Below are 21,559 nucleotides of genomic sequence, written 5' to 3' on the forward strand. Positions count from 1 at the left end.
CTTTGGCGTACCGATTCAGGCGCGGATGGCTAACGCGGCTCACAGAGCGACCAGCCGTATCGAGCTGCCTTCGCTGACTTTCAGCGCCGCGCAGATGGCGGGCGTCAGGGGCAGCGGCTGATCGGGGTGATAATCAAGTTCGGTGACAATCGCGCGGTAGTCATGCAGGGCGTCATTGCTCAGCAGATAACGGCCACGGGCGTCGGTCGATACTTGTTGGCGGACAATGGCCGTTTGGCTGTCAGCGATCGAGCGAATGTTTGCGGTACGCGCATACAGGGTCGGGCCGGCGTCGAACAGGTCGATGTAGCTGTTGGTTTCGAAGCCTTCCCGCGCGAGGATGTCGAACGCTTCCTGGCCGTCCGGGTGCACGCGGCCGATGCAATCCTGCGCCGCTTGCGGCAGCATCGGCACGTAGATTGGGTATTGCGGCATCAGTTCGGCGAGGAACGTGCGGCTCTGCAATCCGCACAGACGCTCGGCTTCCGCGTACGGCAGGTCGAAAAAGTGCTTGCCCAGCGCATCCCAGAACGGCGAGTGACCCTGCTCGTCGCTGTAGCCGACGATCTCGGTGATCACCGCCTCGGAGAACCGCTGTGCATGCGCAGCAATGAACAGCAGGCGCGCTCGCGACAGCAGTTCAGAAAACGGCGTGCGCACCAACGCGGTGTCAATGTGGAAACCGCGCAGCAAGGTATGCCCGCTGAGGTCATGGCACAGCGACAACGCCGGCACGCCATGCTCGATGTTCAATTCCCGCGATGCACTGGTGAAATGGCGGTTGCGCAGGCTGTAGAACGGCTCCTTGAAGCCGGCGGTGGCAAGGATTTCCGAGCAGCCGACCAATTGCTGGCGTTCGAGATCTTCCAGTACAAAGAAATAGTTTTCCGGCCCCTGGGCTGTGGCGGCGCTGTCGAGAGACGCGCACGACGCGGCGATTTTTTCGCGCAGGTGTTCGCTGTCATCCGGCAGCGAAGTCACGCCGATCAGGCTCTCGCGGGCCAGGCGCTGTAGCTGGGGCAGATCATTCTGCTCGACTGGGCGTAAGACCAGCATGGATGTACTCCTGTATCAAAAGATTCGGCCCATTCGCCGAACCTGACTATCACTGTCGGTTTCCACGCGTTGAATCGGCGGTCGCCTGATTTGTTGTCAGACGCCGCTCTTTTTCTTGTCAGCCTTTGCTCGGATCGGGCAGCGCTGTACTGGCGCCGAGCTTGTTGAGAAAGAACAGGTACACAAGGCCAAGGGCAATCCAGATCAGGCCGAGTTTCTGCGCATCGACGCCCATGTTGTACATGATGGCGGCGACGATGATGAAGCCGATCACCGGGCAGAGCAGATGGCGCACAAACTGCCCCGACTTCTGCCGACGCCAGTAGTGGTTGATCACCGTCAGGTGCAGCAGCATGAAACCGCTGAGGGCGCCGAAGTTGATCAGCGAGGTGAGGATGTCGACCGCGTCGATGAACAGGTAGCAGATCAGCAGCGACAACACGGCCACCAGATAAATGCTCAGGTACGGCGTGTTGTGTTTCGGGTGGACCTTGGCCAGCACCTTCGGCAGCTTGCCGTCGCGGGCCATGCCGAACAGCAGACGCGAGACGGCGGCCTGCGAGGTGATTGCCACGGCCACGCCCCAGGCCAGCGCCGTGGCGACGGCTGTCAGGGTCGCCAGCCAGCTGCCAGCGGCGATTTCGGCAATTTCATAAAACGCGGTGTCGGCGGATTTGAAGCCCATGCCCGCCGCCAGATCGGTGGCAATCCACGTCTGTACGACGAAAATCGTGCCCATCACCGCCAGGGTGATCAGCGCTGCCTTGCCGACGCTGCGGCCCGGATCTTCCTTGATTTCTTCGGCGAGGGTGGAGATCGCGTCGAAGCCGAGGAACGACAGCACGGCGATCGACACCGCTTGCATCAGCAGAGCGAAGTTGAAGGTTTCCGGGTGATACAGCGGCGCCAGCGTCAGCTCACCGTTACCGCCACCGTTGTGCAGGGCGTTCCAGGCGTAGAACAGGAAGATGCCCAGCACCACCAGTTGTGCCAGCAGGAACAGCATGTTCATCCGCGCGGTGAAGGTGATGCCGCGCAGGTTGACGAATGTTGCGCTGACCAGAAACGCCAGAATGAAGCCGACCTTGGGGATGTCCGGGTACAAATGGTTGAGCGCCATCGCCGAATACAGGTACAGCAGCGGCGGAATCAGCAGGTAATCGAGCAGCATCAGCCAGCCAGCGATGAAGCCGACGTGTTGATTAAGGCCGCGTTGCGCGTAGGAATATACGGAGCCGGCAACCGGAAAGGCCTTGGCCATGCTGCCGTAACTCAGGGCGGTGAACAGCATCGCCACCATGCCGATGATGTACGCCAGCGGCACCATCCCCGGTGCTTCGGCGTTGACGTAGCCATACACACCGAACGGGGCGATGGGGATCATGAAGATCATCCCGTACACCACCAGATCGGTCAGCGTCAGGCTACGTTTCAACTCTTGCTTGTAGCCGAATTCTTCAATTTCCATGAAGCGCAACTCCTTGTCAGCCATCGGTCGGTTTATGTTTTATCGGTCCGTCATTTACAGCAAAGGTGCGAGGTAGCCGGCCCAGCGCGACACTGCTTCGGGGCTGCGCAGCAGATCGTTGCGCACCTCGATCAGCACCGCCTCAAGCCCCCGGGCATCGCCGTGCACCGGCACGGTCATGTCGCCCAAGGGATCAATTCTGTACGGTTGGTTGCCCGCCACTTTCAACGGTTGCGCTTGCAGGCCGTCGAGCAAACGCAGGGCATAGTCTTTGGCCTGGCCGAACAACACGCCGACTTCCAGCGGTCGCGGCTGGCCGTAATACACCGGGGTGAAACTGTGAATACCGACCACCCGCACCGGCAGACCTTTGGCAATGCGCTCGTCGATCAACATCTGCAAGCGCGCATGAAACGGTTTGAACAGCGTTTGCCGGCGGTACTCGCGGGTTGCTTCGTCGAGCTCGCGGTTGCCGGGTATCGGGTAGATCTCGCTCTGCAACGGAATGCTGTCCGGCGCATGTCGCGGGCGGTTGAGGTCGATCAGCAGCCGTGAGTAATTGGCGCTGAGCAACGTGGCGCCAAGCTGTTCCGACAACTGTTCGGCCAGTTGCAGCGCGCCGATGTCCCAGGCGATATGTTCGCGTGCGGCCGCCTCGTCCAGGCCCAGATTGTTCAGGGCGTCGGGGATGTATCGACTGGCGTGTTCGCACACGAGGATCAACGGATTCGTCGAGTCCTCGCGGCTCAGGGTGTAGACCGGGCGGGTATACAACCCCAGCTCGGCGGATTCAGTACAGGCGTGCATAGTGCTCACACAGGTCAGCGGGCGAGAGCTGTTCCGTCAGCGCCAGTTCCTCGGTTTTCAGGGCGTAATACGTGTCGAGCAACGGCTTGGGCAGCCATTCATTGAACGCTGCACTGTCGCGCAGGCAATCCAGCGCCTGGGCCAGCGAGGCGGGCAGGGCGACGATGCCCCGGGCCTTGCGTTGCTCGTCGTTGAGTGAATCGGGAATTTCATCGGTGATCGCGTTCAGCGCCAGACGTTGTTCGATCCCCAGCCGCCCGGCAATCAGCAGCGCGGCCATGGCCAGATGCGGCGAGGCGGTGGCGTCCATGGCGCGAAATTCCAGGTTGAACTGCTGCGCGGCGGACTTGCCGCCCAGGGTCACGGTCGGGCAGATGCGCAGCGCCGCTTCACGGTTCTGCTGCCCCAGACACGCATAGGAGGCGCTCCAGTGGTGCGGCTGCAAACGCTGGTAGGACAGCGGCGTCGGCGCGGTGAACGCGCACAGCGCCGGTAGAAAATGCAGGACTCCGGCAGCCCAATGCTGACCGATGCTCGACAGGCCGTTGCTGGTGCCGGCGTCGTACAACATCGGCTGGCCGGCCAGGTCGAGCAGGCTGACGTGCAGGTGCACACCGTTGCACACCGCTTCGGCGGCAGTCTTCGGCGCAAAACTCAGGTCGAGGCCCATTTGCCGGGCGATTTCCCGGGTGATTTCGCGCACGTTGACCGCACGATCCGCCGCCGCTACGCCAAGAGTCGGGCGGCAGGTGATTTCGTATTGGTGCTTGCCGTATTCCGGCAGAAACATTTCCGGCTCGACGCCGCCGGCGCGCAGGGCGCTGAGCAGCCAGCCGCCGAATTCGGCGCCCTGGCGCTGCGCTTCGAGAGAGAACGCCGCGTGTTCGGCAATGCCTGCGTGCAGGTTGAATTCATGTTCGAAGGCGGCGTTGACCTGCAACCCCAACTCATCGTGATAGCGCTCGATTTCATCGCGCAGCAATGTGCGTGGGCAGGCGCCCCAGGCCTGGCCGTCGGTCTCGCGAATATCGGCGTGGATGAAATCCAGCACCGGTGCATTGGCGTCCGGGCCGCTGCCGACAGTGACGCGGCTGCTCAGATCCGGAATCAGCCGCAGATCGCCGTACGCGCCCCACGGACTGCTCGAGGCGATGATGTCCTGCGGCGTCAACGCGCTGTTGGCGGGGACCCAGCCGCAACCCGCCGCCTGGTAATGCTCCAGCTCATCGCTAGGAAACGAGCGGCCCCGGGTGATGCCGATCAGGTCAGTTGTCACCAGCGTGGTCATCGGTAAAGGCGTCAGGCGCGGGCTCATGGCTGCATCTCCCGCAGACGACCGAGCACGGTGTCGGTGTCGGTGATCCAGCAGTAACCCTTGATCGCGTTGAGGCAGGCGTGATGGCGTTCGGCGCTGTAAGTGGCGCAGGCGTCTTCTACCAGCGTCACCAGATAACCACGGTCGGCGGCGTCGCGCACGGCCATGTCCACACATTGGTCGGTGACGATGCCGGCGATGATCAGATGCCGGGTTTGCAGATTGCGCAGCACGTAATCGATGTTGGTCGAGTTGAACACCCCGGAGGAGGTCTTCGGCAGCACGATTTCGTTTTCGGTCGGGGTCAGTTCAGCGATGACCTGAGCCTGCACGCTGCCCTTGGGCAAGTGCATGTCAGACAGTTTGTGATCCAGCGAGCGGTCGCGACCGTCGGCGGTCAGGCTTTCGATAATCGTGTGCAGCACGTTCTGCTGCGCCTGACGAAAGGCGCCAAGCAGGCGCTGTTGGTTGGGCACCACCTGGCTGCGCGTGCGCTGGAGAAAATACTCGGCATCCGCGCCGCTCAGGTGCGGGTCGAATTGCGGTTCGAGCCAGGCGCGCTGCATGTCCACCAGCAACAAAGCGGTGTGGTCGGTCGCAAACGGCAGGTCCCGTGGCGAGCGGTGGGGAAGGCTGAACATCCTTATTTGTCCTCCAGCAGGTGAGTCGCAAAATCGTTGCGCAGGGCATCGATGCCTTCCAGGCGATCGGCCGGGTCCGGCACGCGCAAGGTCAGGCAGGCAATCAACGCCTCGACCTGCGCCAGCGCCGGCACCATGGTGTCGAACGGCGACGCCGATTCCACCGGCGCGCTGATGATCAGGTCGGCCAATTCGCGCAGCGGCGAGGCGTAGACATCGGTGAACAACACCACTCGCGCGTTGTTGTTTTTCGCCGCCTGCGCAACGCGCAAAGCTTGGGTCTGGTAGCGCCGGTAGTCGAACACCAGCACCACGTCCTGACGTTGCAGGTCGAACAAGCGGTCAGGCAGCAGCGCGTTATCTTCCATGGCGAAACAGCCGGGACGCAGCAGACGCAGGTGGTTGAGCAGGTAGTTGGCGAGCAGAATGCTGAAGCGGCCACCAAAACAGTAGACCTGATGGCGGCTGTCGAGCAGCCATTCCACGAGGATGCGCACGTCCTCAGGCTGGGTCAGGGCTTGGGTGTCGACCAGCAAACGCTGGCTGTCCGCCAGGTAATGCGCCCAGGCATCGTCCTTGTTCTGCTGCGAGCGCGGCTGCAACAGCGTGCGCGGTGAACGCAGGCGATGGTCCATGTCGCTGAGCAGGGCTTCCTGGAATTCGGCATAACCGCCGAAACCGAGCTTTTTCACCAGACGCACGATGGTCGGATCGCTGACACCGGCATGTTCGGCCAGTCGCGCCATAGGCCCGAGACCGTTGCGTGGATACTGATCAAGCAGGGCGCGAACGACTTTGCGCTCCGACGGCGTCAGGTCCAGGCCGGGGTCGGTGATCAGGTCTCTGAGAGGGGGCATCCGGGCTCCTGCTGGATGGGGTGTCGAATTCGTTTCACAATCCGTTAAACGAGTATTTATGTAATGGGTGCTACATGTCTAGCTAATTTTTGTACAGGTTTTCCGAGCACCAAAAGTGTGCAAGGTGCCCGTGTAATAAGGGCTACGTCGAAGTAACGCGCTGTTGTAGTCCTTTGCCGATTGCTGTGTCAGACATTGCCTATCCCAAGCTCAGCGACTGGCCGGTGACAACCCTGAACGCCGATGTTTTACGGCACAATGCGACGCGTATCGGCTGTGTGCCATTGTTTGTTTTATCTTTCGACCGAGAACCTGCTTGTGCCAAGTAGCCGTTTGACACTGATTTGCCATGCGCGAACCATCGCACAGAAACTGGCGCGTTTTCCTACGAACGAGCCTGTTGAAGAGTTGCATTTAGCTTCTGACGCGTGGAGGGCGCGATTCGCCCCGCCACGGCGACTGATTTGCGCGCCTGAGCTGCGTACCCGGCAAACGGCAGCGTGGTTTGGCGTCGATGCGCAGATTGATCAAGCCCTGCGCGATTGCGATTGGGGACGCTGGCACGGCCAATCGATCAAGGATCTGCAAGCCAATGAAAACCAGGCTGTGCAAGCCTGGCTGGCCGATCCTGAAGCCGCACCCCACGGCGGCGAATCGGTCAGGCAACTGACGCAGCGGGTCTCAATGTGGCTGGACTCCATCGCCGAAACCCCTGGACATGTAGTGGCAGTCACCCATCCGTTCGTCATGCGCGCGGCGCTGATGCAGGTGCTGCAAGGCGCGGCGTTCAATGCAATCGACATCGAGCCGCTGGCGATGATCGACTTGCGCTTCAATGGCATCTGGCGACTACGCTTGCCGGGCATAGCCCTTGAAGAGGAATTCTGATGAAACAGCTGCTGGTCATCGGCATTGGCGCCGGCAATCCGGACTACATCACGATGCAGGCGGTGAAAGCGCTGAATCGGGTCGATGTGTTCTTTTTGCTGGATAAAGGCCAGAGCAAGCAGACGCTGATCGATCTGCGCCGCGAGATCTGCGAGCGCTACATCACCGACCACGCACATCGCTTTGTCGAAGCCAGCAGTCCGGAGCGCGAGCGCGGCGATGTCGACTACACAGCGAGCGTCGATGCACTGAACCTTGCCAAGCAGCAGACCTTCGAACGGCTGATCAATGAAGAATTGTCCGACGGCCAGTGCGGCGGTTTCCTGATTTGGGGCGATCCGGCCTTGTACGACAGCACGTTGCGGATTCTTCAGGCGATTCAGGCATCAGGCCGCTGTCAGTTTGAATACGAAGTGATACCGGGGATCACCAGCGTTCAGGCCCTGGCTGCGCAGCACAAAATACCTTTGAACACGATTGGTCGCTCAGTAGAAATCACCACAGGCCGGCGATTGGCGGCGGGGCAGGTGAGTGAAGCGGACAGTCTGGTAGTAATGCTCGATGCCGAGGATTCGTACCAGCGGGTGGCGGATCGGCAGACCGAGATTTTCTGGGGCGCTTACCTGGGCACGCCGGACGAGATACTGCTCAGCGGCCGGCTGGCGGAAGTGGCCGATGAGATCGAACGGGTGCGCAAGGCGGCGCGAGCGGAGCATGGCTGGATCATGGATACCTATTTGCTGCGCAAGCCTTGAGTGGTTGGCGCCTGAACAAGCGCTTTCGCGAGCAGGCTCGCTCCCACAGGGAAATGCGTTGCAGAATGTGGGAGCGAGCCTGCCCGCGAAGGGGTCAGAACATTCACCACCGATTGTAGACAGGCAAAAAGAAACCCGGTGCAACGCAAATCGCACCGGGTTTTTTGTTGCCAGCCAACAGCGGATGTCGTGGATCCGCCGTCAACCTAGAACTCCGTATCAGCCGCGTTCCAGCGCCAAAGCCACACCCTGACCGCCGCCGATGCACAAGGTCGCCAGACCTTTTTTCGCATCGCGCTTGAGCATTTCGTGCAGCAATGTCACCAGCACGCGGCAACCTGATGCGCCGATCGGGTGACCGAGGGCGATGGCGCCACCGTTGACGTTGACCTTGTCCAGATCCCATTGCAGGTCTTTGGCCACGGCCAGCGATTGCGCAGCGAACGCTTCGTTGGCTTCGATCAGGTCGAGCTGATCGATGCTCCAGCCGGCCTTGTCCAGGCAGCGGCGGGTCGCCGATACCGGGCCGATACCCATGATCGCCGGGTCGACGCCAGCGTTGGCGTAGGCGGCAATCCTGGCCAGAACCGGCAGGCCCAGCGCTTTGGCTTTCTCGGCACTCATCAGAATCACGGCGGCGGCACCGTCGTTCAGCGACGAGGCGTTGCCAGCGGTGACACTGCCGTCCTTTTTGAACGCCGGACGCAGTTTTGCCAGAGATTCTGCGCTGGTATCGCCGCGTGGCTGCTCGTCGACCTTGAACGCCACCGGATCGCCTTTGCGCTGGGGGATCAGGATCGGCGTGATTTCATCAACGAAGCGCCCGGCCTCGATCGCAGCGGCAGCTTTCTGCTGGGAGGCGGCAGCGAAGGCGTCCTGCTGTTCGCGGCTGATCTGGTATTTGTCGACCAGATTCTCGGCAGTGATGCCCATGTGGTAATCGTTGAACGCATCCCACAGGCCATCGCTGATCATGGTGTCGACGATTTGCGCGTGGCCCATGCGCAGGCCGGTGCGCGCACCCGGCATGATGTAGTTGGACAGGCTCATGTTTTCCTGACCGCCGGCAATGATCACCTCGGCGTCGCCGCAACGGATCGCTTGCGCGCCCAGGTGCAGAGCCTTGAGGCCCGAACCGCAAACCTTGTTCAGGGTCATGGCCGGTACGGCGTGGGGCAGGCCAGCCTTGATCGCGGCCTGACGTGCCGGGTTCTGCCCGGCGCCAGCGGTCAGCACCTGGCCCATGATCACTTCATCGACCTGCGCCCCGTCGAGGCCGGTCTGCTCGAGCAACTGGCGGATCACCGCCGCGCCCAGGTCTACGGCGGATACATTGGCCAGGGAGCCCTGAAAACTGCCGATCGCGGTACGCGTGGCGGCAACAATGACGACGTCTTGCATTTTCGAATTCCTCACTGGGCAGCGAACTGCATTTCCGGTACGTGATCCGGGACGATCAGTTTACCAGCGGTTTTGGCGACTATTTCCTCAACACTGACGCCAGGTGCGCGTTCCTTGAGGACAAAAGCGCCATTTTCGATTTCCAGATAGGCGAGGTCGGTCAGCACGCGCTTGATGCAGCAGGCACCGGTCAGCGGCAGGCTGCACTTGGCCAGCAGCTTGGACTCACCGTCCTTGGACGCGTGGGTCATGATGACAATGATGTTGTCGGCGCCGGCCACCAGATCCATCGCGCCGCCCATGCCCTTGACCAGTTTGCCGGGGATCATCCACGAAGCGATGTTGCCTTCGACGTCGACCTCGAACGCGCCGAGCACGGTCAGGTCGACATGGCCGCCGCGGATCATCGCGAAGGATTCGGCGGAATTGAAGATCGACGCGCCGATCCGTGCAGTCACCGTTTGTTTGCCGGCGTTGATCATGTCGGCATCGATGGTTTCTTCGGTCGGGAACGGACCCATGCCGAGCAGGCCGTTTTCCGATTGCAGCATGACTTCCATGCCTTCGGGGATGTAGTTGGCGACCAGGGTCGGAATGCCGATGCCGAGGTTCACGTAGTAGCCGTCCTGCATTTCGCGGGCGACGCGCTGAGCCATTTGTTCGCGGGTAAGTGCCATGTTGTTGTTCTCCGAAGGCCTGAATTATTTGCGGATGGTGCGCTGTTCGATGCGTTTTTCGAACGTGCCGCAAATGACCCGGTCGACGTAGATGCCCGGGGTGTGGATCTGCGTCGGGTCGAGTTCGCCGGGCTCGACGATTTCTTCGACTTCGACCACGGTGATCTTGCCGGCGGTCGCGGCCAGCGGGTTGAAGTTCTGCGCGGTGTGACGGTAAACAACGTTACCGAAATGGTCGGCCTTCCAGCCTTTGACGATGGCGAAATCGCCGGTGATGGATTCTTCCATCAGATATTTGCGCCCCTTGAACTCGCGCACTTCCTTGCCTTCAGCAACCGGGGTGCCAACGCCAGTGGCGGTGAAGAACGCCGGAATGCCGGCGCCGCCCGCGCGCATTTTTTCGGCGAGGGTGCCTTGCGGGGTAAGGATGACTTCGATCTCGCCCTTGAGCAGTTGCTCTTCAAACAGTTTGTTCTCGCCGACGTAGGAGGCGATGACTTTGCTGATCTGGCGGTCGGTGAGCAGCACGCCAAGGCCGAAACCATCAACGCCGCAGTTGTTGGAAACCACGGTGAGGTCACGGGTGCCCTTGCGCTTGATCTCGGCGATCAGGTTTTCCGGAATGCCGCACAGACCAAAGCCGCCGGCGATGACGGTCATGCCGTCTTCCAGCCCGGCCATCGCTTCCTCGTAGGAATACACACGCTTGTCGAAACCTGCCATAGGCACCTCTTTTATTATTTGCGGGCGGCTGGCTAGCCGAATGACTGGAGTGTCTCTCTGCTGGATATATTTGTTAAGTTGATTTTTCCGGTTGATTGATTGATAAATCTCACCAATACGCGTTCGGCGATGATCGTTCCCACGCTCCTGCGTGGGAACGATCAGGGCCATCGCATCACGGCTTGCAGCTTGACGCTTGCAGCTTGCAACTGGAGCAAAGCGACCATGACCATCAAACAGATCCGGGCCTTTCTCGCCGTGGCTCACAGCCTCAGTTTTGCTGTGGCCTGCGAGCGTCTGCACCTGTCGCAGTCAGCGCTCAGCCTGACCATCAAGGCGCTGGAAGAGGGCCTGGGAGGGCGTCTGTTCAGCCGCAACACGCGTAATGTCGCGCTGACCCCGGAAGGCGAGTCCCTGCTGCCGCTGGCGCGCCGCTTGATCGCCGACTGGGACAACGCCGAAGACGAGATGCGCCAGCGTTTCAGCCTGCAACGCGGACGCGTGACGCTGGCGGCGATGCCGTCGTTTGCCGGCAATCTGCTGCCGCCGATTCTCAAGAGCTTCCGCGCGCGTTATCCGAACGTCAACGTGACGGTCAACGACGTGATCAACGAGCAAGTGCTGGAAATGGTCCGCGATCGTCAGGTTGAACTCGGCGTGGCGTTCGCGCCGATGCAGAGCACATCGATGACATTCACGCCTTTGTATGTCGATCGCTTTGTCGCCGTGGTGCCGGCCGATTCAGCGCTGGCCGGTCGCGCCGATATCGATTGGCAGACCTTGCTGGAGCAACCGTTCATCACCCTGCAGCGGCCATCGACGGTGCGGGTGATGCTGGAAGAGCATTTGCAGGCGCGCGGAATGAAGTTGCCGGTGGAGTTCGAGAGTCATCAATTGGCGACGGTCGGGCGAATGGTTGCCAGCGGGCTTGGGGTCAGCGCGGTGCCGGCATTGTGCGCGGGGCAAATGTGCGAGCTCGGTGCGCATTGCCTGACCTTGAATGATTCTGTGGAGCGGGCGATTGGTGTGTTGACCGAGCCGGGCAATGACCTGTCGGCGGCGGCGCAGGCGTTATTCGAGATTCTCAAGGCTGAGGATTTGCAGCGACAGTTCGATTTTCCCCTCACCCTGGGAGCGCGGAAACAGAGCGCCGAACGCTGATTCAGTGTGGGAGCGAGCCTGCTCGCGAAGAACGATAACGCGGTCTAAACCTTGGCCACGCGCCACAGATACCAGGCCGCAACCGTCCGATAAGGTTTCCATGCCTGGCCAATCTCGATCATCTGTTTGCGCGTCGGCTGCACCTCCAGTCCCTTCAAGCGCCGATATCCCTCACGCACGCCAAAATCATCCGCCGGCAGGATGTCCATGCTTTCCAGGCTGTAGATCAACAGCATCTCCACGGTCCAGCGGCCGACACCGCGCAAACTGGTCAGGCGTTCGATCAGGGTTTCATCGTCCATCGCCCGCGCAGTCGGGTAATCCGGCACCACGCCGTCCAGCGAAGCCTGGGCGATCCCTTGAATCGTCGCAATCTTGCTCGCCGAAAAACCACAAGCACGCAGTCGCTCGACCTCGGTAGCCAGAATCTGCTGCGGATGCGGAAACGACTGGCCGGGGAACAACTCCACCAAACGCCCAAGGATCGCATCGCCGGCCTTGGCGTGCAGTTGCTGATAGGCAATCGCCCGTACCAGCGATTCATACGGGTCGCGCGCCGGATGTGGCTGATGCAGACATGGCCCGACGGCGCTGACATGGCGCTGCCAGTCAGTGTCTATCGCGGCCAGAAAAGCGCTGGCCATCTCATACATGTCAGCCATGTTGCGGTGATTCGAACGTACTCATCGAAATCCCTGTTTGCGTGTTGGATCGCACGGCTCAAAAAGCCAATTGTTGAGTCATTTGCAGTGCGGCGTTTTCCAGTCTGAGTAGAAACGCCTTGCGCGGTTGTCCGCCACCATAACCGGTCAGCGAGCCGTCTGCGCCGATCACTCGGTGGCACGGGACCACAATCGACAACCGATTGTGCCCGTTGGCCAGGCCGACGGCACGGCTGGCGCCGGGTTTGCCCAAGCCTGCCGCGATGGCGCCGTACGTGCTGGTGTGACCGTAGGGGATTTGCAGCAGCGCCGCCCACACCTCGCGTGCAAAAGCGCTGCCGGGCAGGTGCAGCGGCACGCTGAACTGAGTCAGTTTGCCGGCGAAATAATCCGCCAGTTGCACCTCGATCTGCTGCAAGTGGGCGTTATGCCCCGGTGCAATCGCGTAGCCGTAACGGTTTTGCAGCGCTTCAACTTCACGGGTCAGCGCCGGGCGATCGAGAAATTCCAACAACACCAGCCCACGGCGCTCGGCCATGGCGATCATTGGCCCCAGCGGCGTGGTCAGGCGGGTGAACAGCAACGGCTCACTGTTGGCCGCACGGCCCGGGGTGATGTGGAAGGACTTCTGAAACGCATCGCGAAAACCGCTGAGCGACTCGTAGCCGGAGTCGAACGCCGCGTGATCGATCGAGGTGCCTTGCCTGATCCCGCCCAAGGCCATGCCAAGGCGACGTGTGCGCAGCCAGGCGTGGAAGGTCATGCCGAAGTGCTGCTTGAACCAGCGTCGCAGTTTCAGCGGTTCGATGCCCTCGGCGAGCAATTGCGCATCGCTCCAGCGCCGTTCGGGATCGGCGTCCACCGCATTGAGCAGGCGCTGCACCCAGTCCGGGGCGATGGCCGCTGCGTCCAGCGGTTTGCAGCGCAGGCAGGCGCGGTAGCCGGCGCACAGGCATTCGTCGGCGTGGGCGAAGAATTCGACGTTTTCCGGTTTCGGCTTGCGCGCCGTGCAACTGGGACGGCAAAAGATCCCGGTGGTTTTCACGGCGGTGAAGAACACGCCTTCATAGGCAGTGTCGCGCTCGAGCATGGCGCGAACCATTTCGGCGTGGGGCGGCAGGACAGCGGCTGGTATGTTCATGGCCAGAGAGTAAATCCGCTTTGTCGATGGCTCCACCGAAAAATCGACAGTGAATTTTTTCCCTTGTGCAGCACAATGAGCGGGTCGCCGCTTTCGAGGAAGCCAACTCATGCATCCCTTTTCCATTCAGCACATCGATCATATCGTCCTGCGCGTCGCCGACCTGAAGCGCAGCATCGATTTCTACGCCAGGGTGTTCGGCGCCGAAGTGGTCAGGCATAACCAGCCGCTGGGGCTGGTGCACCTGCGGGCCGGTACGTCGATGATCGATCTCGTCGATTTGGCGGGCGAACTCGGGCGCAAGGGCGGCGGCGCCGCTGATGCGCACAAGCGCAACGTCGATCACTTCTGTCTGCGCATAGAACCGTTCGACGAAGCCGCGCTCATCGCCCATCTGCAATCGTTCGGGCTGACCGTTGAACAAGCCGCCAGGCGTTTTGGCGCCGAGGGTTACGGCTTGTCGCTTTACTGTTTCGACCCGGACGGCAATCAGGTCGAACTCAAAGGCCCGTCCGAGAGCGATCAGCCAGCGGTTTCCTGAAGCAGCAGCTCGGCCACTTGCCCGAGGGCCGAACGGCCGTTTTGCGGTTGTTCAGACGCCAGATTGAACAGCGCCAGTTGCCGATCGGCGCTGGTGCCGCTGTCGATGATCGCCCGGGCACGCTCGAACAACTGCGCCGCGCCCAATACCTGTGCCGTTTCGGCAAAACGCTGCTCGGCCAGCTCCAGCCACTGCGCGAGCGAACAGTCGCCGTCGATGCCTTCGACCAAAAAGCGCGCATGAATCCCCTGATGTTTGGCCCGCCAGCGATTTTCCTCCAGCATCGAACGCGCGGTCTGGTCGTACAGCAAACCGGGCCGCCGCTGTGCACTGGCATGAGCCACCAACACGCGGAAAAACGCCGCCAGGGTCAGCGCATCATCGACCCGAGGGCAAGCGTCGGTCATGCGCAGTTCCAGGGTCGGAAAACGCGCGGCCGGGCGCACGCCCCACCAACACTCGCCGGGCTGGCTGATCGCGCCGATACGCATGAGCAACGCCAAGTGTTCGTCGTAATGGCGCTGATCGGCAAACAGCGGCGGGATGCCCATGCGTGGCCACTCGTCACACGCGGTCTGCCGATAGCTCATGAAATCGCTGGCGGCGCCATCCCAGATCGGCGACGAACAACTCAGCGCCAACAGCAGCGGCGTCCACGGCAGGACTTCGTTCATCACGGCGATGCGATCCAGCGGCTCGATCACCTCGACGTGCACATGCAGCCCCGACAACACGCTGCGGCGGGCAACATGGCCGTAGCGCTCGAACAGATGATGGAAATGTTCCTCGTCGGTCGGAACCTGCTCGCGCCAGTCGGCCAGCGGATGACTGCCGGCGCTGAGCACGCCCAGAGCAAACGGTTCAAGGGCTGCACCCAAGGCCTGACGGCTGCCACGCAGAAAATCACTGGCGTGCTCGAAATCGCTGAATACCGGCGAAGCCACTTCGATCTGCCCCTGAAACATCTCCGTGGCAAACCACACACCCAGCGCCGCCCGGCAAGCCTCGATGGCCTGTGGCGGCGGACTGCCGATCATGCGCAGGCTCTGCAGGTCAGTGAGAAAGTACTCTTCCTCAATGCCGAATCGCGGGTGGCTCATGACGGTGCTCGAGCAAGTGGTTCTCTTGAGAACCGTGCGCCGTTGCGGTGGTTCACGCCAGGCGACCAGTGCCCCGCGAATGCACCGTTGGTCTTGTCCATTGCACTTGAGCGGCCAAGGCGTTTCCAAACAAGTCCGATCAACGTGTTCTGGAGGCAGACATGAGCAACCCATCCAGCAACGACAAAGCGCTTAAGCAAACCGTCAATCCCAACGACGACGGCTTCGCCATCGGCACGGCCGGGCGCGATGAAGACCCCAACGCCACCACCGACTGGGACGTTAGTCGAGATAACGAGGATGTCATGACGCCGGACGATACTCGCGGTCTGCCCGGTTATCCCGGCGCCGAAAAAAACAACCCATCGAAACCCGTTGCCGACAACAGCGTACCGGCCAACGGCGATCCATCGGTGCAGAACGACGGCGCTGATTGAGGTGGTCAGCAGTGGCAGGATAATGGCGTCGGTCGAACTTTTCTGATCCGGCGCCACTCTGAACCTGTCATAGGGTCGTAGTTCGACAGAAAAAACGCTTTGGCAGGCAGAAAAAGCTGCGTGGCGTGATAAATTCCCCCCACGTCGAGCCCACCCAGAATGGCCCCTGCCGGGTCCCACCAAGAGCGATCTACATGCAAGCAAAGGCCCGTGAGGTTTATGTGCCACCGGTGCTGCAAGATCTGCGGGCCGGCACAGCCGAACTGCACATCGCACTGGAAAAACGCCTTCCTTTTTTTACCGATACCCTCGATACCCCCGCATTCGAGCGCTTGATGGCGGCCTATTACGGTTTTTATCAGCCGCTGGAACGGGCGTTGCTCGCCAGTGGCGCTGTCCCGGATGATTTCGATCTGACGCCTCGTTTGAAGGCCGAGACCTTGCACGCCGACCTGCGCGCACTGGGCGCGACGACCAATGATTTGCCGCTGTGCGAGGACTTGCCGGTGATCGACTCCAGCGCCGCCAGTCTCGGCGTTTTGTACGTGCTCGAAGGCGCCACTCTCGGCGGGCAGATCCTGCGTCGGGAGATCGCCGCGCGGCTGAATCTGGACGCCGACAATGGCGCTGCCTTCCTCGATGTCTACGGCGCGGCCACCGGGCGGCGTTGGCGCGAGTTCATCGAATACCTGAGCAACCGGCCCATGGCGGCCAGCGAACGCGCGGCCGTGGTCAGCGCAGCACAAACCACATTCAGCTGTTTCGAGCAGTGGCTCGAGCGCCAGGAGGTACTGGCATGAACCCGCAAGACCCACAAGCCTTTGAAGAACTGCTGGCCAACTGTGCCGACGAGCCAATCCGCTTTCCTGGCGCGATCCAGCCCCATGGTTTGCTGCTGACCCTGACCGAGCCTGCGCTGCAGATCATTCAGGTCAGCGCCAACGTCGAGACCCTGCTGGCCCGCGCGCCCGAATCGCTGATCGGCCAGCCGCTGCACAGCCTGATCGGCGCCGAACACACCGCGCACGTGCTCGAAGCCTTGCAGCAGACAGCGTTTTCCGAGGCGGCGCCGCTGCGATTCGAGCTCAACGGCACTGAATTCGAAGGTTTGCTGCACCGCCATCAGGGCGTGCTGATTCTCGAACTGGAAATTCATGTGAAGAATTTCCAGCCGCGCAACGTCGCCGGGGTCAATACCCACCTGGGCCGCATGCTCCAGCGCCTGCAAGCGGCGACCACGCTGCAGGCCCTGTACGACATCAGCGTCAAGGAAATCCAGGCGATGACCGGTTACGACCGGGTGCTGATCTATCGCTTCGAGGAAGAGGGCCACGGTCAGGTCATCGCCGAAGCGTCCGATCCGTCGATGGAAGTGTTCAATGGCCTGTTCTTCCCGGCCTCGGACATTCCCGAGCAGGCGCGCGAGCTGTACCGCACCAATTGGCTGCGGATCATCCCCAACGCCGATTATCAGCCAGTGCCACTGGTGCCGAAGCTGCGCCCGGACACGCAAACGCCGCTGGACCTCAGTTTCGCCACGCTGCGCAGCGTCTCGCCGATTCACTGTCAGTACATGAAGAACATGGGCGTGCTGTCGTCGATGAGCATTTCGCTGCTCAAGGGCGACAAGCTCTGGGGCCTGATCAGCTGCGGCAATCGCCAGCCGCTGCACGTGCCGCATGAATTGCGCATGGCTTGCCAGACCATCGGCCAGGTCCTGTCGTTGCAGATCAGTGCCATGGAAACCCTTGAACTGACCCGCCAGCGTGAAGAGAAGGTCGAGGCGCTGTCGCGGCTCAACCAGGCGATGATCGATTCGCCGGAGAACGTTTTCGACGGCCTCGCCCATCAGCCAGCGACGCTGATGGCGCTGGTCAATGCCGGCGGCATCGCGATCATCGAAGACAAGCAGTTGCACCGTTACGGCAACTGCCCGGCGCCGGAAGAAATTCGCGCGCTGCACAAGTGGTTGCAGGCGCGCGGCGAGCCGGTGTTCGCCAGCCATCACCTGTCCAGCGTTTACCCGCCGGCGGCGCAGTATCAGTCTGTGGCCAGCGGTGTGCTCGCCATGAGCCTGCCCAAACCGGTGGACAACGGTGTGCTGTGGTTCCGTCCGGAAGTGAAGGAAAACATCAACTGGAGTGGCGATCCGCGCAAACCGCTGGATCTGGAAACCTCCGATGCCGGGATGCGCCTGCGTCCGCGTACCTCGTTCGAAATCTGGAAGGTCGAGATGGCCGGGATCTCCACCAAGTGGAGCCACGGTGACCGGTTCGCCGCCAATGACCTGCGCCGTTCGGCGCTGGAAAACGACCTGGCCCGTCAGGTACGTCGCGAGCAGGCGGCTGTGCAGGCGCGCGATGATCTGGTGGCGGTGGTTTCCCACGACCTACGCAACCCGATGACGGTGATTTCGATGCTCTGCGGCATGATGCAGAAAGCCTTCAGCTCGGAAGGCGCGCACACTTCGCGGCGTATCTCCACTGCAATCGACACCATGCAGCAGGCCACGGCGCGGATGAACACGCTGCTGGAAGACCTGCTCGATACCTCGAAAATCGATGCCGGGCGCTACTCGATCACCCCGCAGGCGCTGGAGGTCGGGCACATCTTTGAAGAGGCCCAAGCGTTGCTGTCGCCGCTGGCCCATGACAAGGACATCAGCATTTCCTTCCAGGCCGATCCTGACCTGCGCATCCACGCCGACCCCGAGCGGCTGTTTCAGGTGCTGTCGAACCTGGTGGGCAACGCCATCAAGTTCACCCCGCGCATGGGCACCGTCGGCGTACACGCGAAATCGGTGGGCGACGAGATCGTGTTCATCGTGCGTGACAGTGGTGAAGGCATTCCCAAGGAGCACTTGCCGCATGTGTTCGACCGCTACTGGACGATAAAGGAAGGCAACCCGACCGGCACTGGCCTGGGTTTGTACATCACCCAAGGCATCGTCGAAGCCCATGGCGGCCAGATCGTCGCCGAGAGCGAGCCGGGGCAGGGCAGCGAATTCCGCTTCACCGTGCCGCGCCTCGCCTGAGTGCCCCCTGTAGGTTTTGATCGTTCCCATGCTCTGCGTGGGAATGCCTCTACGGACGCTCTGCGTTCGGCTCTGAATGGGACGCTGAGCGTCCCGGGCTGCATTCCCACGCAGAGCGTGGGAACGATCGGATCAGATTCGCAGCCTCAGGGTCATTTTCTTCAATACTGCAAATCCCCCGCTCGCTACCGTAGCCACCTCGTTCCTCGATTGAAGCAGGTGTGCAATGAGTCTGATTCTTTCCATGGCGGCGTTTGCCCTCGCCGCATCCATCACCCCCGGGCCGGTCAATATCGTCGCCTTGAGCGCCGGCGCGCAGTACGGTTTCCGCGCCAGCCAACGGCACGTGGCCGGGGCGACGCTGGGGTTTGTGCTGCTGCTGGTGCTGATGGGCCTGGGCCTGCATGAGGTGCTGCAATTGTGGCCATTCATGACCCGCGTGGTGCAATGGGCCGGGGTGGCGTTCCTGTTGTTCATGGCCTGGAAACTGGCCAGCGATGACGGCCAACTGAACACCAGCGAGTCCGGCCGTGCGCCGTCGATGCTCTATGGCGCGGTGATGCAATGGCTCAACCCCAAGGCCTGGCTGGCATGCGTGGCCGGCATGGGCGCGTTTGTCGCCGACGGCGAGGCGCGGCTGGTCTGGCAGTTTGCGGCGGTGTATCTGGTGATCTGCTATCTGTCGGTGGGCTGCTGGGCGTATGCCGGGACGTTTTTGCGCGGTTATCTGAGCAATGCCGCCGGGATGCGCTGGTTCAATCGGTTGATGGCGTTGTTGCTGGCGGTGAGTGCGCTTTATTTGCTGTTCACTTGATTGACAGGCCCACCACAACCCCCTGTGGGAGCGAGCCTGCTCGCGAACGCGGTGTGTCATTCAACACTTCACTGACTGATCCACCGCATTCGCGAGCAGGCTCGCTCCCACAAGGGGGGCAGTGTTCAACTTTGAGTATGAAGTCAGCCGCGATACTGCCCCGGCGTTGCCGCCAGATGTTGTTTGAACGCTCGCTGAAAATGCGCCTGATCGGCAAACCCGGCCTGGAGCGCGACATCGGCAATCAACTGGCCGCTGCGCAAGCGCTCGCGGGCGAACTGGATGCGCTGGTTGACCACGAACGCATGGGGCGTCATCCCGTAGCGCTGCTTGAACGCGCGAATCAGGTATGACGGCGACAGCTGCGCCGCCGCGCAAATCGCCTCGAGGCTGAGCACTTCGGTGCAATGTCCACGGATGAAATCAGCGGCGCGTTCCAGCTTGAAATTCGGCTCATCGACGGGCTCATCCGCCGGATTCAGGCGGACCTGCAAATCACTGAAAAACTCTACCGCCGCGCTGTGTTTCGCCAGCGCCTCCATTTGGTCGTCGAGCAAAACCTCATACAACCCCATCAATTTGCCGAACAGCTCGGCATCAGCCAGATGGGTGTCGGAAAATCGCCGGAATTCCAGCTCCCCGGCAAACCCCAATTGATGCTGCAAATCCGTCAGCCACGGCGTTTCGACATACAACATCACGTACGACCAAGGCTGATCATCGATCGGATTGCAGGCGTGTACATCGCCGGGATTCATCAGCACCACGGTGCCTGCTGCCACTTCATACTGCGCCTGCTCATGCACATAGGTGCTGCGCCCGGCGGTGATTGCGCCGATGGAAAAGTGCGCATGGGAATGCCGCGCATAACAGACTTCACGACCATCCGCGATGGCCCGCGCTTCGATGAAGGGCAGGGCGTCGTCGCGCCAGAAGCGCGGGGCTTTCTCGGGGTTTTTCGCAGCGGCGTGTTTCATCGTGATTGTCCCGGCAGGTCAGCGCCTGAGTGTATTAGCTCTGGCCGTCGAATGCCCGTTGCAGTGCGGCAACATCGAGTTCTTTCATCTGAAACATCGCCTGCATTGCAGCGCCGACTGTTATAGGCTCTGGGGGGGCGTGACACCAGGGGCGCGATGGGATTTCTGCCCGCGCTGTGGCTCGTCGGTGTTCAACCGCAGTGGTGATGAGGTCGAGGTGAACCTCGGCGCGCTGGATGCGCCGGATCAGTTGAAGCCGACCTATGAGAGCTGGATTGTGCGGCGTGAATCGTGGCTGCCGGATTTTCCGCTGGCCAGGCATTACCGTGGTGATCGTGAAGGCGAAGGGCGGGCAGAGGGGTAGGGGATTGATTCAGCCTTCAGCACGCTTGCGATTTCTGTGGGGGCGAGTCTGCTCGCGAAGGCTTGTTGTCGAGCGATGATTTGTTCTGGTTGACCGAGTACATATCCGTTGCTGCGGTAACGGCTGCTTAGGGTTTCGCCCTTACGGCGACTCACTTTTTTTACAAACGCCTAAAAAAAGTAAGCAAAAAAACGCTTGCTCCTGCGTTCGGCCCTCGCAGGCTCGGGTTCCTTCGCTGCGGGATCGATCCGGGCGCAGCGGCTCCGGTTTGCTTCGCTGCACCTCCTTCCGCTGTGTCTGGCTGCGCCAGACGGTCGCTGCGCTCCCACGCCCGGATCAATCCCTCCGCTCAGCCTTCCGACGTCGCCGGTGGATCAAGATCAAAAGCAGGCGAGCTGACACTCGGCCTAAGGCGAACGCGGAGACTGTAGGAGCTGCCGAAGGCTGCGATCTTTTGCTCTTGCTCTTGCTCTTGCTCTTGCTCTTGCTCTTGCTCTTGCTCTTGCTCTTGTAGGAGTGAGCCTGCTCGCGATAGCTATCTCAAAGATACGAATGAGCAGCGGACCTGCCCTGATCCCTGTGGGAGCTGGCTTGCCAGCGATGGCGGCCTTGTAGCCGACCAGTCTCTGACGGATATACCCAATCCCAACTGTGGGAGCTGGCTTGCCAGCGATGGCGGCCTTATAGCCGACCAGTCTCTGGCGGATATACCCAATTCCAACTGTGGGAGCTGGCTTGCC

The 21,559-nt window shown here is 61.3% G+C and carries 21 protein-coding genes and 1 pseudogene; 9 read left to right on the plus strand and 13 right to left on the minus strand.

Annotated features, from left to right (window positions below):
• Window positions 1–39: 39 nt before the first annotated feature.
• From AC0Z5Z_RS12740 to AC0Z5Z_RS12765, 6 genes are all read right to left on the minus strand, one after another.
• The gene (locus AC0Z5Z_RS12740) at window positions 40–1,056 is read right to left on the minus strand and encodes an arginine N-succinyltransferase (protein WP_095179554.1); all 1,017 of its coding nucleotides are present in this window, start codon (window positions 1,054–1,056) and stop codon (window positions 40–42) included.
• A 118-nt stretch (window positions 1,057–1,174) separates the two neighbouring features.
• A complete protein-coding gene (locus AC0Z5Z_RS12745; RefSeq protein WP_076567476.1) occupies window positions 1,175–2,524 on the minus strand; it encodes an APC family permease in 1,350 nt (449 codons plus the stop codon).
• 54 nt (window positions 2,525–2,578) lie between these two features.
• A complete protein-coding gene (locus AC0Z5Z_RS12750; protein ID WP_252877853.1) occupies window positions 2,579–3,331 on the minus strand; it encodes an N-formylglutamate amidohydrolase in 753 nt (250 codons plus the stop codon).
• On the minus strand, window positions 3,315–4,646 hold the full coding sequence (locus tag AC0Z5Z_RS12755; RefSeq protein WP_041478625.1) for a type I glutamate--ammonia ligase: 1,332 nt from the start codon (window positions 4,644–4,646) through the stop codon (window positions 3,315–3,317). Before AC0Z5Z_RS12755 ends, AC0Z5Z_RS12750 begins: the two co-directional genes overlap by 17 nt.
• The gene (locus AC0Z5Z_RS12760) at window positions 4,643–5,287 is read right to left on the minus strand and encodes a cysteine hydrolase family protein (RefSeq protein ID WP_252869191.1); all 645 of its coding nucleotides are present in this window, start codon (window positions 5,285–5,287) and stop codon (window positions 4,643–4,645) included. The genes AC0Z5Z_RS12755 and AC0Z5Z_RS12760 overlap by 4 nt, the downstream gene beginning before the upstream one ends.
• Window positions 5,288–5,289: 2 nt before the next feature.
• Window positions 5,290–6,144, minus strand: a complete 855-nt coding sequence (locus AC0Z5Z_RS12765; protein ID WP_256811151.1) for a MurR/RpiR family transcriptional regulator — start codon at window positions 6,142–6,144, stop codon at window positions 5,290–5,292.
• Window positions 6,145–6,462: 318 nt separating this feature from the next.
• Between AC0Z5Z_RS12765 and AC0Z5Z_RS12770 the strand changes: the two genes are divergently transcribed.
• A complete protein-coding gene (locus AC0Z5Z_RS12770; protein ID WP_485611177.1) occupies window positions 6,463–7,032 on the plus strand; it encodes a histidine phosphatase family protein in 570 nt (189 codons plus the stop codon).
• Window positions 7,032–7,787 carry a precorrin-6A synthase (deacetylating) gene (gene cobF / locus AC0Z5Z_RS12775; RefSeq protein ID WP_258707930.1) on the plus strand — a complete coding sequence of 252 codons (756 nt, stop codon included), beginning with the start codon at window positions 7,032–7,034 and terminating at the stop codon, window positions 7,785–7,787. Before AC0Z5Z_RS12770 ends, cobF begins: the two co-directional genes overlap by 1 nt.
• A 219-nt stretch (window positions 7,788–8,006) precedes the next feature.
• Here cobF and AC0Z5Z_RS12780 read toward each other — a convergent pair whose 3' ends face one another.
• The 3 genes from AC0Z5Z_RS12780 to AC0Z5Z_RS12790 are packed head-to-tail and all read right to left on the minus strand — an operon-like array spanning window position 8,007 to window position 10,588.
• The gene (locus AC0Z5Z_RS12780; protein ID WP_236169359.1) at window positions 8,007–9,188 is read right to left on the minus strand and encodes an acetyl-CoA C-acetyltransferase; all 1,182 of its coding nucleotides are present in this window, start codon (window positions 9,186–9,188) and stop codon (window positions 8,007–8,009) included.
• 11 nt (window positions 9,189–9,199) lie between these two features.
• On the minus strand, window positions 9,200–9,865 hold the full coding sequence (locus AC0Z5Z_RS12785) for a CoA transferase subunit B (protein WP_041478630.1): 666 nt from the start codon (window positions 9,863–9,865) through the stop codon (window positions 9,200–9,202).
• A gap of 24 nt (window positions 9,866–9,889) precedes the next feature.
• Window positions 9,890–10,588, minus strand: coding sequence for a CoA transferase subunit A (locus AC0Z5Z_RS12790; RefSeq protein WP_016774135.1), 699 nt, complete (start codon window positions 10,586–10,588; stop codon window positions 9,890–9,892).
• A gap of 225 nt (window positions 10,589–10,813) precedes the next feature.
• Here AC0Z5Z_RS12790 and AC0Z5Z_RS12795 point away from each other — a divergent pair, with 225 nt between their 5' ends.
• Window positions 10,814–11,749: a LysR family transcriptional regulator gene (locus AC0Z5Z_RS12795; protein WP_252869194.1), complete on the plus strand. Its 936-nt coding sequence runs from the start codon at window positions 10,814–10,816 to the stop codon at window positions 11,747–11,749.
• 44 nt (window positions 11,750–11,793) lie between these two features.
• Here the strand turns inward: AC0Z5Z_RS12795 and AC0Z5Z_RS12800 are convergent, their stop codons facing one another.
• Window positions 11,794–12,411 (minus strand): DNA-3-methyladenine glycosylase family protein, encoded by a 618-nt coding sequence (locus tag AC0Z5Z_RS12800; RefSeq protein WP_485611178.1) that lies wholly within the window; start codon window positions 12,409–12,411, stop codon window positions 11,794–11,796.
• Between the two features lie 58 nt (window positions 12,412–12,469).
• Window positions 12,470–13,552, minus strand: coding sequence for a bifunctional transcriptional activator/DNA repair enzyme AdaA (locus AC0Z5Z_RS12805; protein ID WP_073475332.1), 1,083 nt, complete (start codon window positions 13,550–13,552; stop codon window positions 12,470–12,472).
• A 109-nt stretch (window positions 13,553–13,661) separates the two neighbouring features.
• Between AC0Z5Z_RS12805 and AC0Z5Z_RS12810 the strand changes: the two genes are divergently transcribed.
• Window positions 13,662–14,093, plus strand: a complete 432-nt coding sequence (locus AC0Z5Z_RS12810) for a VOC family protein (protein ID WP_485611179.1) — start codon at window positions 13,662–13,664, stop codon at window positions 14,091–14,093.
• On the opposite strand, the gene AC0Z5Z_RS12815 is transcribed toward AC0Z5Z_RS12810, so the two are convergent.
• Window positions 14,075–15,193: a carboxylate-amine ligase gene (locus AC0Z5Z_RS12815; RefSeq protein WP_485611180.1), complete on the minus strand. Its 1,119-nt coding sequence runs from the start codon at window positions 15,191–15,193 to the stop codon at window positions 14,075–14,077. The genes AC0Z5Z_RS12810 and AC0Z5Z_RS12815 overlap by 19 nt on opposite strands.
• A 161-nt stretch (window positions 15,194–15,354) precedes the next feature.
• On the opposite strand from AC0Z5Z_RS12815, the gene AC0Z5Z_RS12820 reads away from it, so the two are divergent.
• From AC0Z5Z_RS12820 to AC0Z5Z_RS12835, 4 genes are all read left to right on the plus strand, one after another.
• Window positions 15,355–15,630 carry a hypothetical protein gene (locus AC0Z5Z_RS12820; protein WP_310215677.1) on the plus strand — a complete coding sequence of 92 codons (276 nt, stop codon included), beginning with the start codon at window positions 15,355–15,357 and terminating at the stop codon, window positions 15,628–15,630.
• A gap of 194 nt (window positions 15,631–15,824) precedes the next feature.
• The gene (locus AC0Z5Z_RS12825; RefSeq protein ID WP_041478637.1) at window positions 15,825–16,430 is read left to right on the plus strand and encodes a biliverdin-producing heme oxygenase; all 606 of its coding nucleotides are present in this window, start codon (window positions 15,825–15,827) and stop codon (window positions 16,428–16,430) included.
• Window positions 16,427–18,664: an ATP-binding protein gene (locus AC0Z5Z_RS12830; RefSeq protein ID WP_252877862.1), complete on the plus strand. Its 2,238-nt coding sequence runs from the start codon at window positions 16,427–16,429 to the stop codon at window positions 18,662–18,664. Before AC0Z5Z_RS12825 ends, AC0Z5Z_RS12830 begins: the two co-directional genes overlap by 4 nt.
• Before the next feature lie 226 nt (window positions 18,665–18,890).
• Window positions 18,891–19,478, plus strand: a complete 588-nt coding sequence (locus AC0Z5Z_RS12835; RefSeq protein ID WP_095179566.1) for a LysE family translocator — start codon at window positions 18,891–18,893, stop codon at window positions 19,476–19,478.
• A gap of 143 nt (window positions 19,479–19,621) precedes the next feature.
• On the opposite strand, the gene AC0Z5Z_RS12840 is transcribed toward AC0Z5Z_RS12835, so the two are convergent.
• On the minus strand, window positions 19,622–20,455 hold the full coding sequence (locus tag AC0Z5Z_RS12840) for an AraC family transcriptional regulator (protein WP_150635695.1): 834 nt from the start codon (window positions 20,453–20,455) through the stop codon (window positions 19,622–19,624).
• Between the two features lie 163 nt (window positions 20,456–20,618).
• Between AC0Z5Z_RS12840 and AC0Z5Z_RS12845 the strand changes: the two are divergent.
• A pseudogene (locus tag AC0Z5Z_RS12845) lies at window positions 20,619–20,819 on the plus strand (GFA family protein); the annotation flags it as partial.
• Window positions 20,820–21,559: the final 740 nt, after the last annotated feature.

The sequence above is a fragment of the Pseudomonas sp. 1L-E-NC-VB-C3 genome, assembly GCF_057291535.1.

Coding starts and splice junctions, on each gene's coding strand:
- AC0Z5Z_RS12740 (WP_095179554.1), bottom strand. CDS start 1,056: ATGCTGGTCTTACGCCCAGTCGAGCAGAATGATCTGCCCCAGCTACAG.
- AC0Z5Z_RS12745 (WP_076567476.1), bottom strand. CDS start 2,524: ATGGAAATTGAAGAATTCGGCTACAAGCAAGAGTTGAAACGTAGCCTG.
- AC0Z5Z_RS12750 (WP_252877853.1), bottom strand. CDS start 3,331: ATGCACGCCTGTACTGAATCCGCCGAGCTGGGGTTGTATACCCGCCCG.
- AC0Z5Z_RS12755 (WP_041478625.1), bottom strand. CDS start 4,646: ATGAGCCCGCGCCTGACGCCTTTACCGATGACCACGCTGGTGACAACT.
- AC0Z5Z_RS12760 (WP_252869191.1), bottom strand. CDS start 5,287: ATGTTCAGCCTTCCCCACCGCTCGCCACGGGACCTGCCGTTTGCGACC.
- AC0Z5Z_RS12765 (WP_256811151.1), bottom strand. CDS start 6,144: ATGCCCCCTCTCAGAGACCTGATCACCGACCCCGGCCTGGACCTGACG.
- cobF (WP_258707930.1), top strand. CDS start 7,032: ATGAAACAGCTGCTGGTCATCGGCATTGGCGCCGGCAATCCGGACTAC.
- AC0Z5Z_RS12780 (WP_236169359.1), bottom strand. CDS start 9,188: ATGCAAGACGTCGTCATTGTTGCCGCCACGCGTACCGCGATCGGCAGT.
- AC0Z5Z_RS12785 (WP_041478630.1), bottom strand. CDS start 9,865: ATGGCACTTACCCGCGAACAAATGGCTCAGCGCGTCGCCCGCGAAATG.
- AC0Z5Z_RS12790 (WP_016774135.1), bottom strand. CDS start 10,588: ATGGCAGGTTTCGACAAGCGTGTGTATTCCTACGAGGAAGCGATGGCC.
- AC0Z5Z_RS12795 (WP_252869194.1), top strand. CDS start 10,814: ATGACCATCAAACAGATCCGGGCCTTTCTCGCCGTGGCTCACAGCCTC.
- AC0Z5Z_RS12800 (WP_485611178.1), bottom strand. CDS start 12,411: ATGGCTGACATGTATGAGATGGCCAGCGCTTTTCTGGCCGCGATAGAC.
- AC0Z5Z_RS12805 (WP_073475332.1), bottom strand. CDS start 13,552: ATGAACATACCAGCCGCTGTCCTGCCGCCCCACGCCGAAATGGTTCGC.
- AC0Z5Z_RS12810 (WP_485611179.1), top strand. CDS start 13,662: ATGCATCCCTTTTCCATTCAGCACATCGATCATATCGTCCTGCGCGTC.
- AC0Z5Z_RS12815 (WP_485611180.1), bottom strand. CDS start 15,193: ATGAGCCACCCGCGATTCGGCATTGAGGAAGAGTACTTTCTCACTGAC.
- AC0Z5Z_RS12820 (WP_310215677.1), top strand. CDS start 15,355: ATGAGCAACCCATCCAGCAACGACAAAGCGCTTAAGCAAACCGTCAAT.
- AC0Z5Z_RS12825 (WP_041478637.1), top strand. CDS start 15,825: ATGCAAGCAAAGGCCCGTGAGGTTTATGTGCCACCGGTGCTGCAAGAT.
- AC0Z5Z_RS12830 (WP_252877862.1), top strand. CDS start 16,427: ATGAACCCGCAAGACCCACAAGCCTTTGAAGAACTGCTGGCCAACTGT.
- AC0Z5Z_RS12835 (WP_095179566.1), top strand. CDS start 18,891: ATGAGTCTGATTCTTTCCATGGCGGCGTTTGCCCTCGCCGCATCCATC.
- AC0Z5Z_RS12840 (WP_150635695.1), bottom strand. CDS start 20,455: ATGAAACACGCCGCTGCGAAAAACCCCGAGAAAGCCCCGCGCTTCTGG.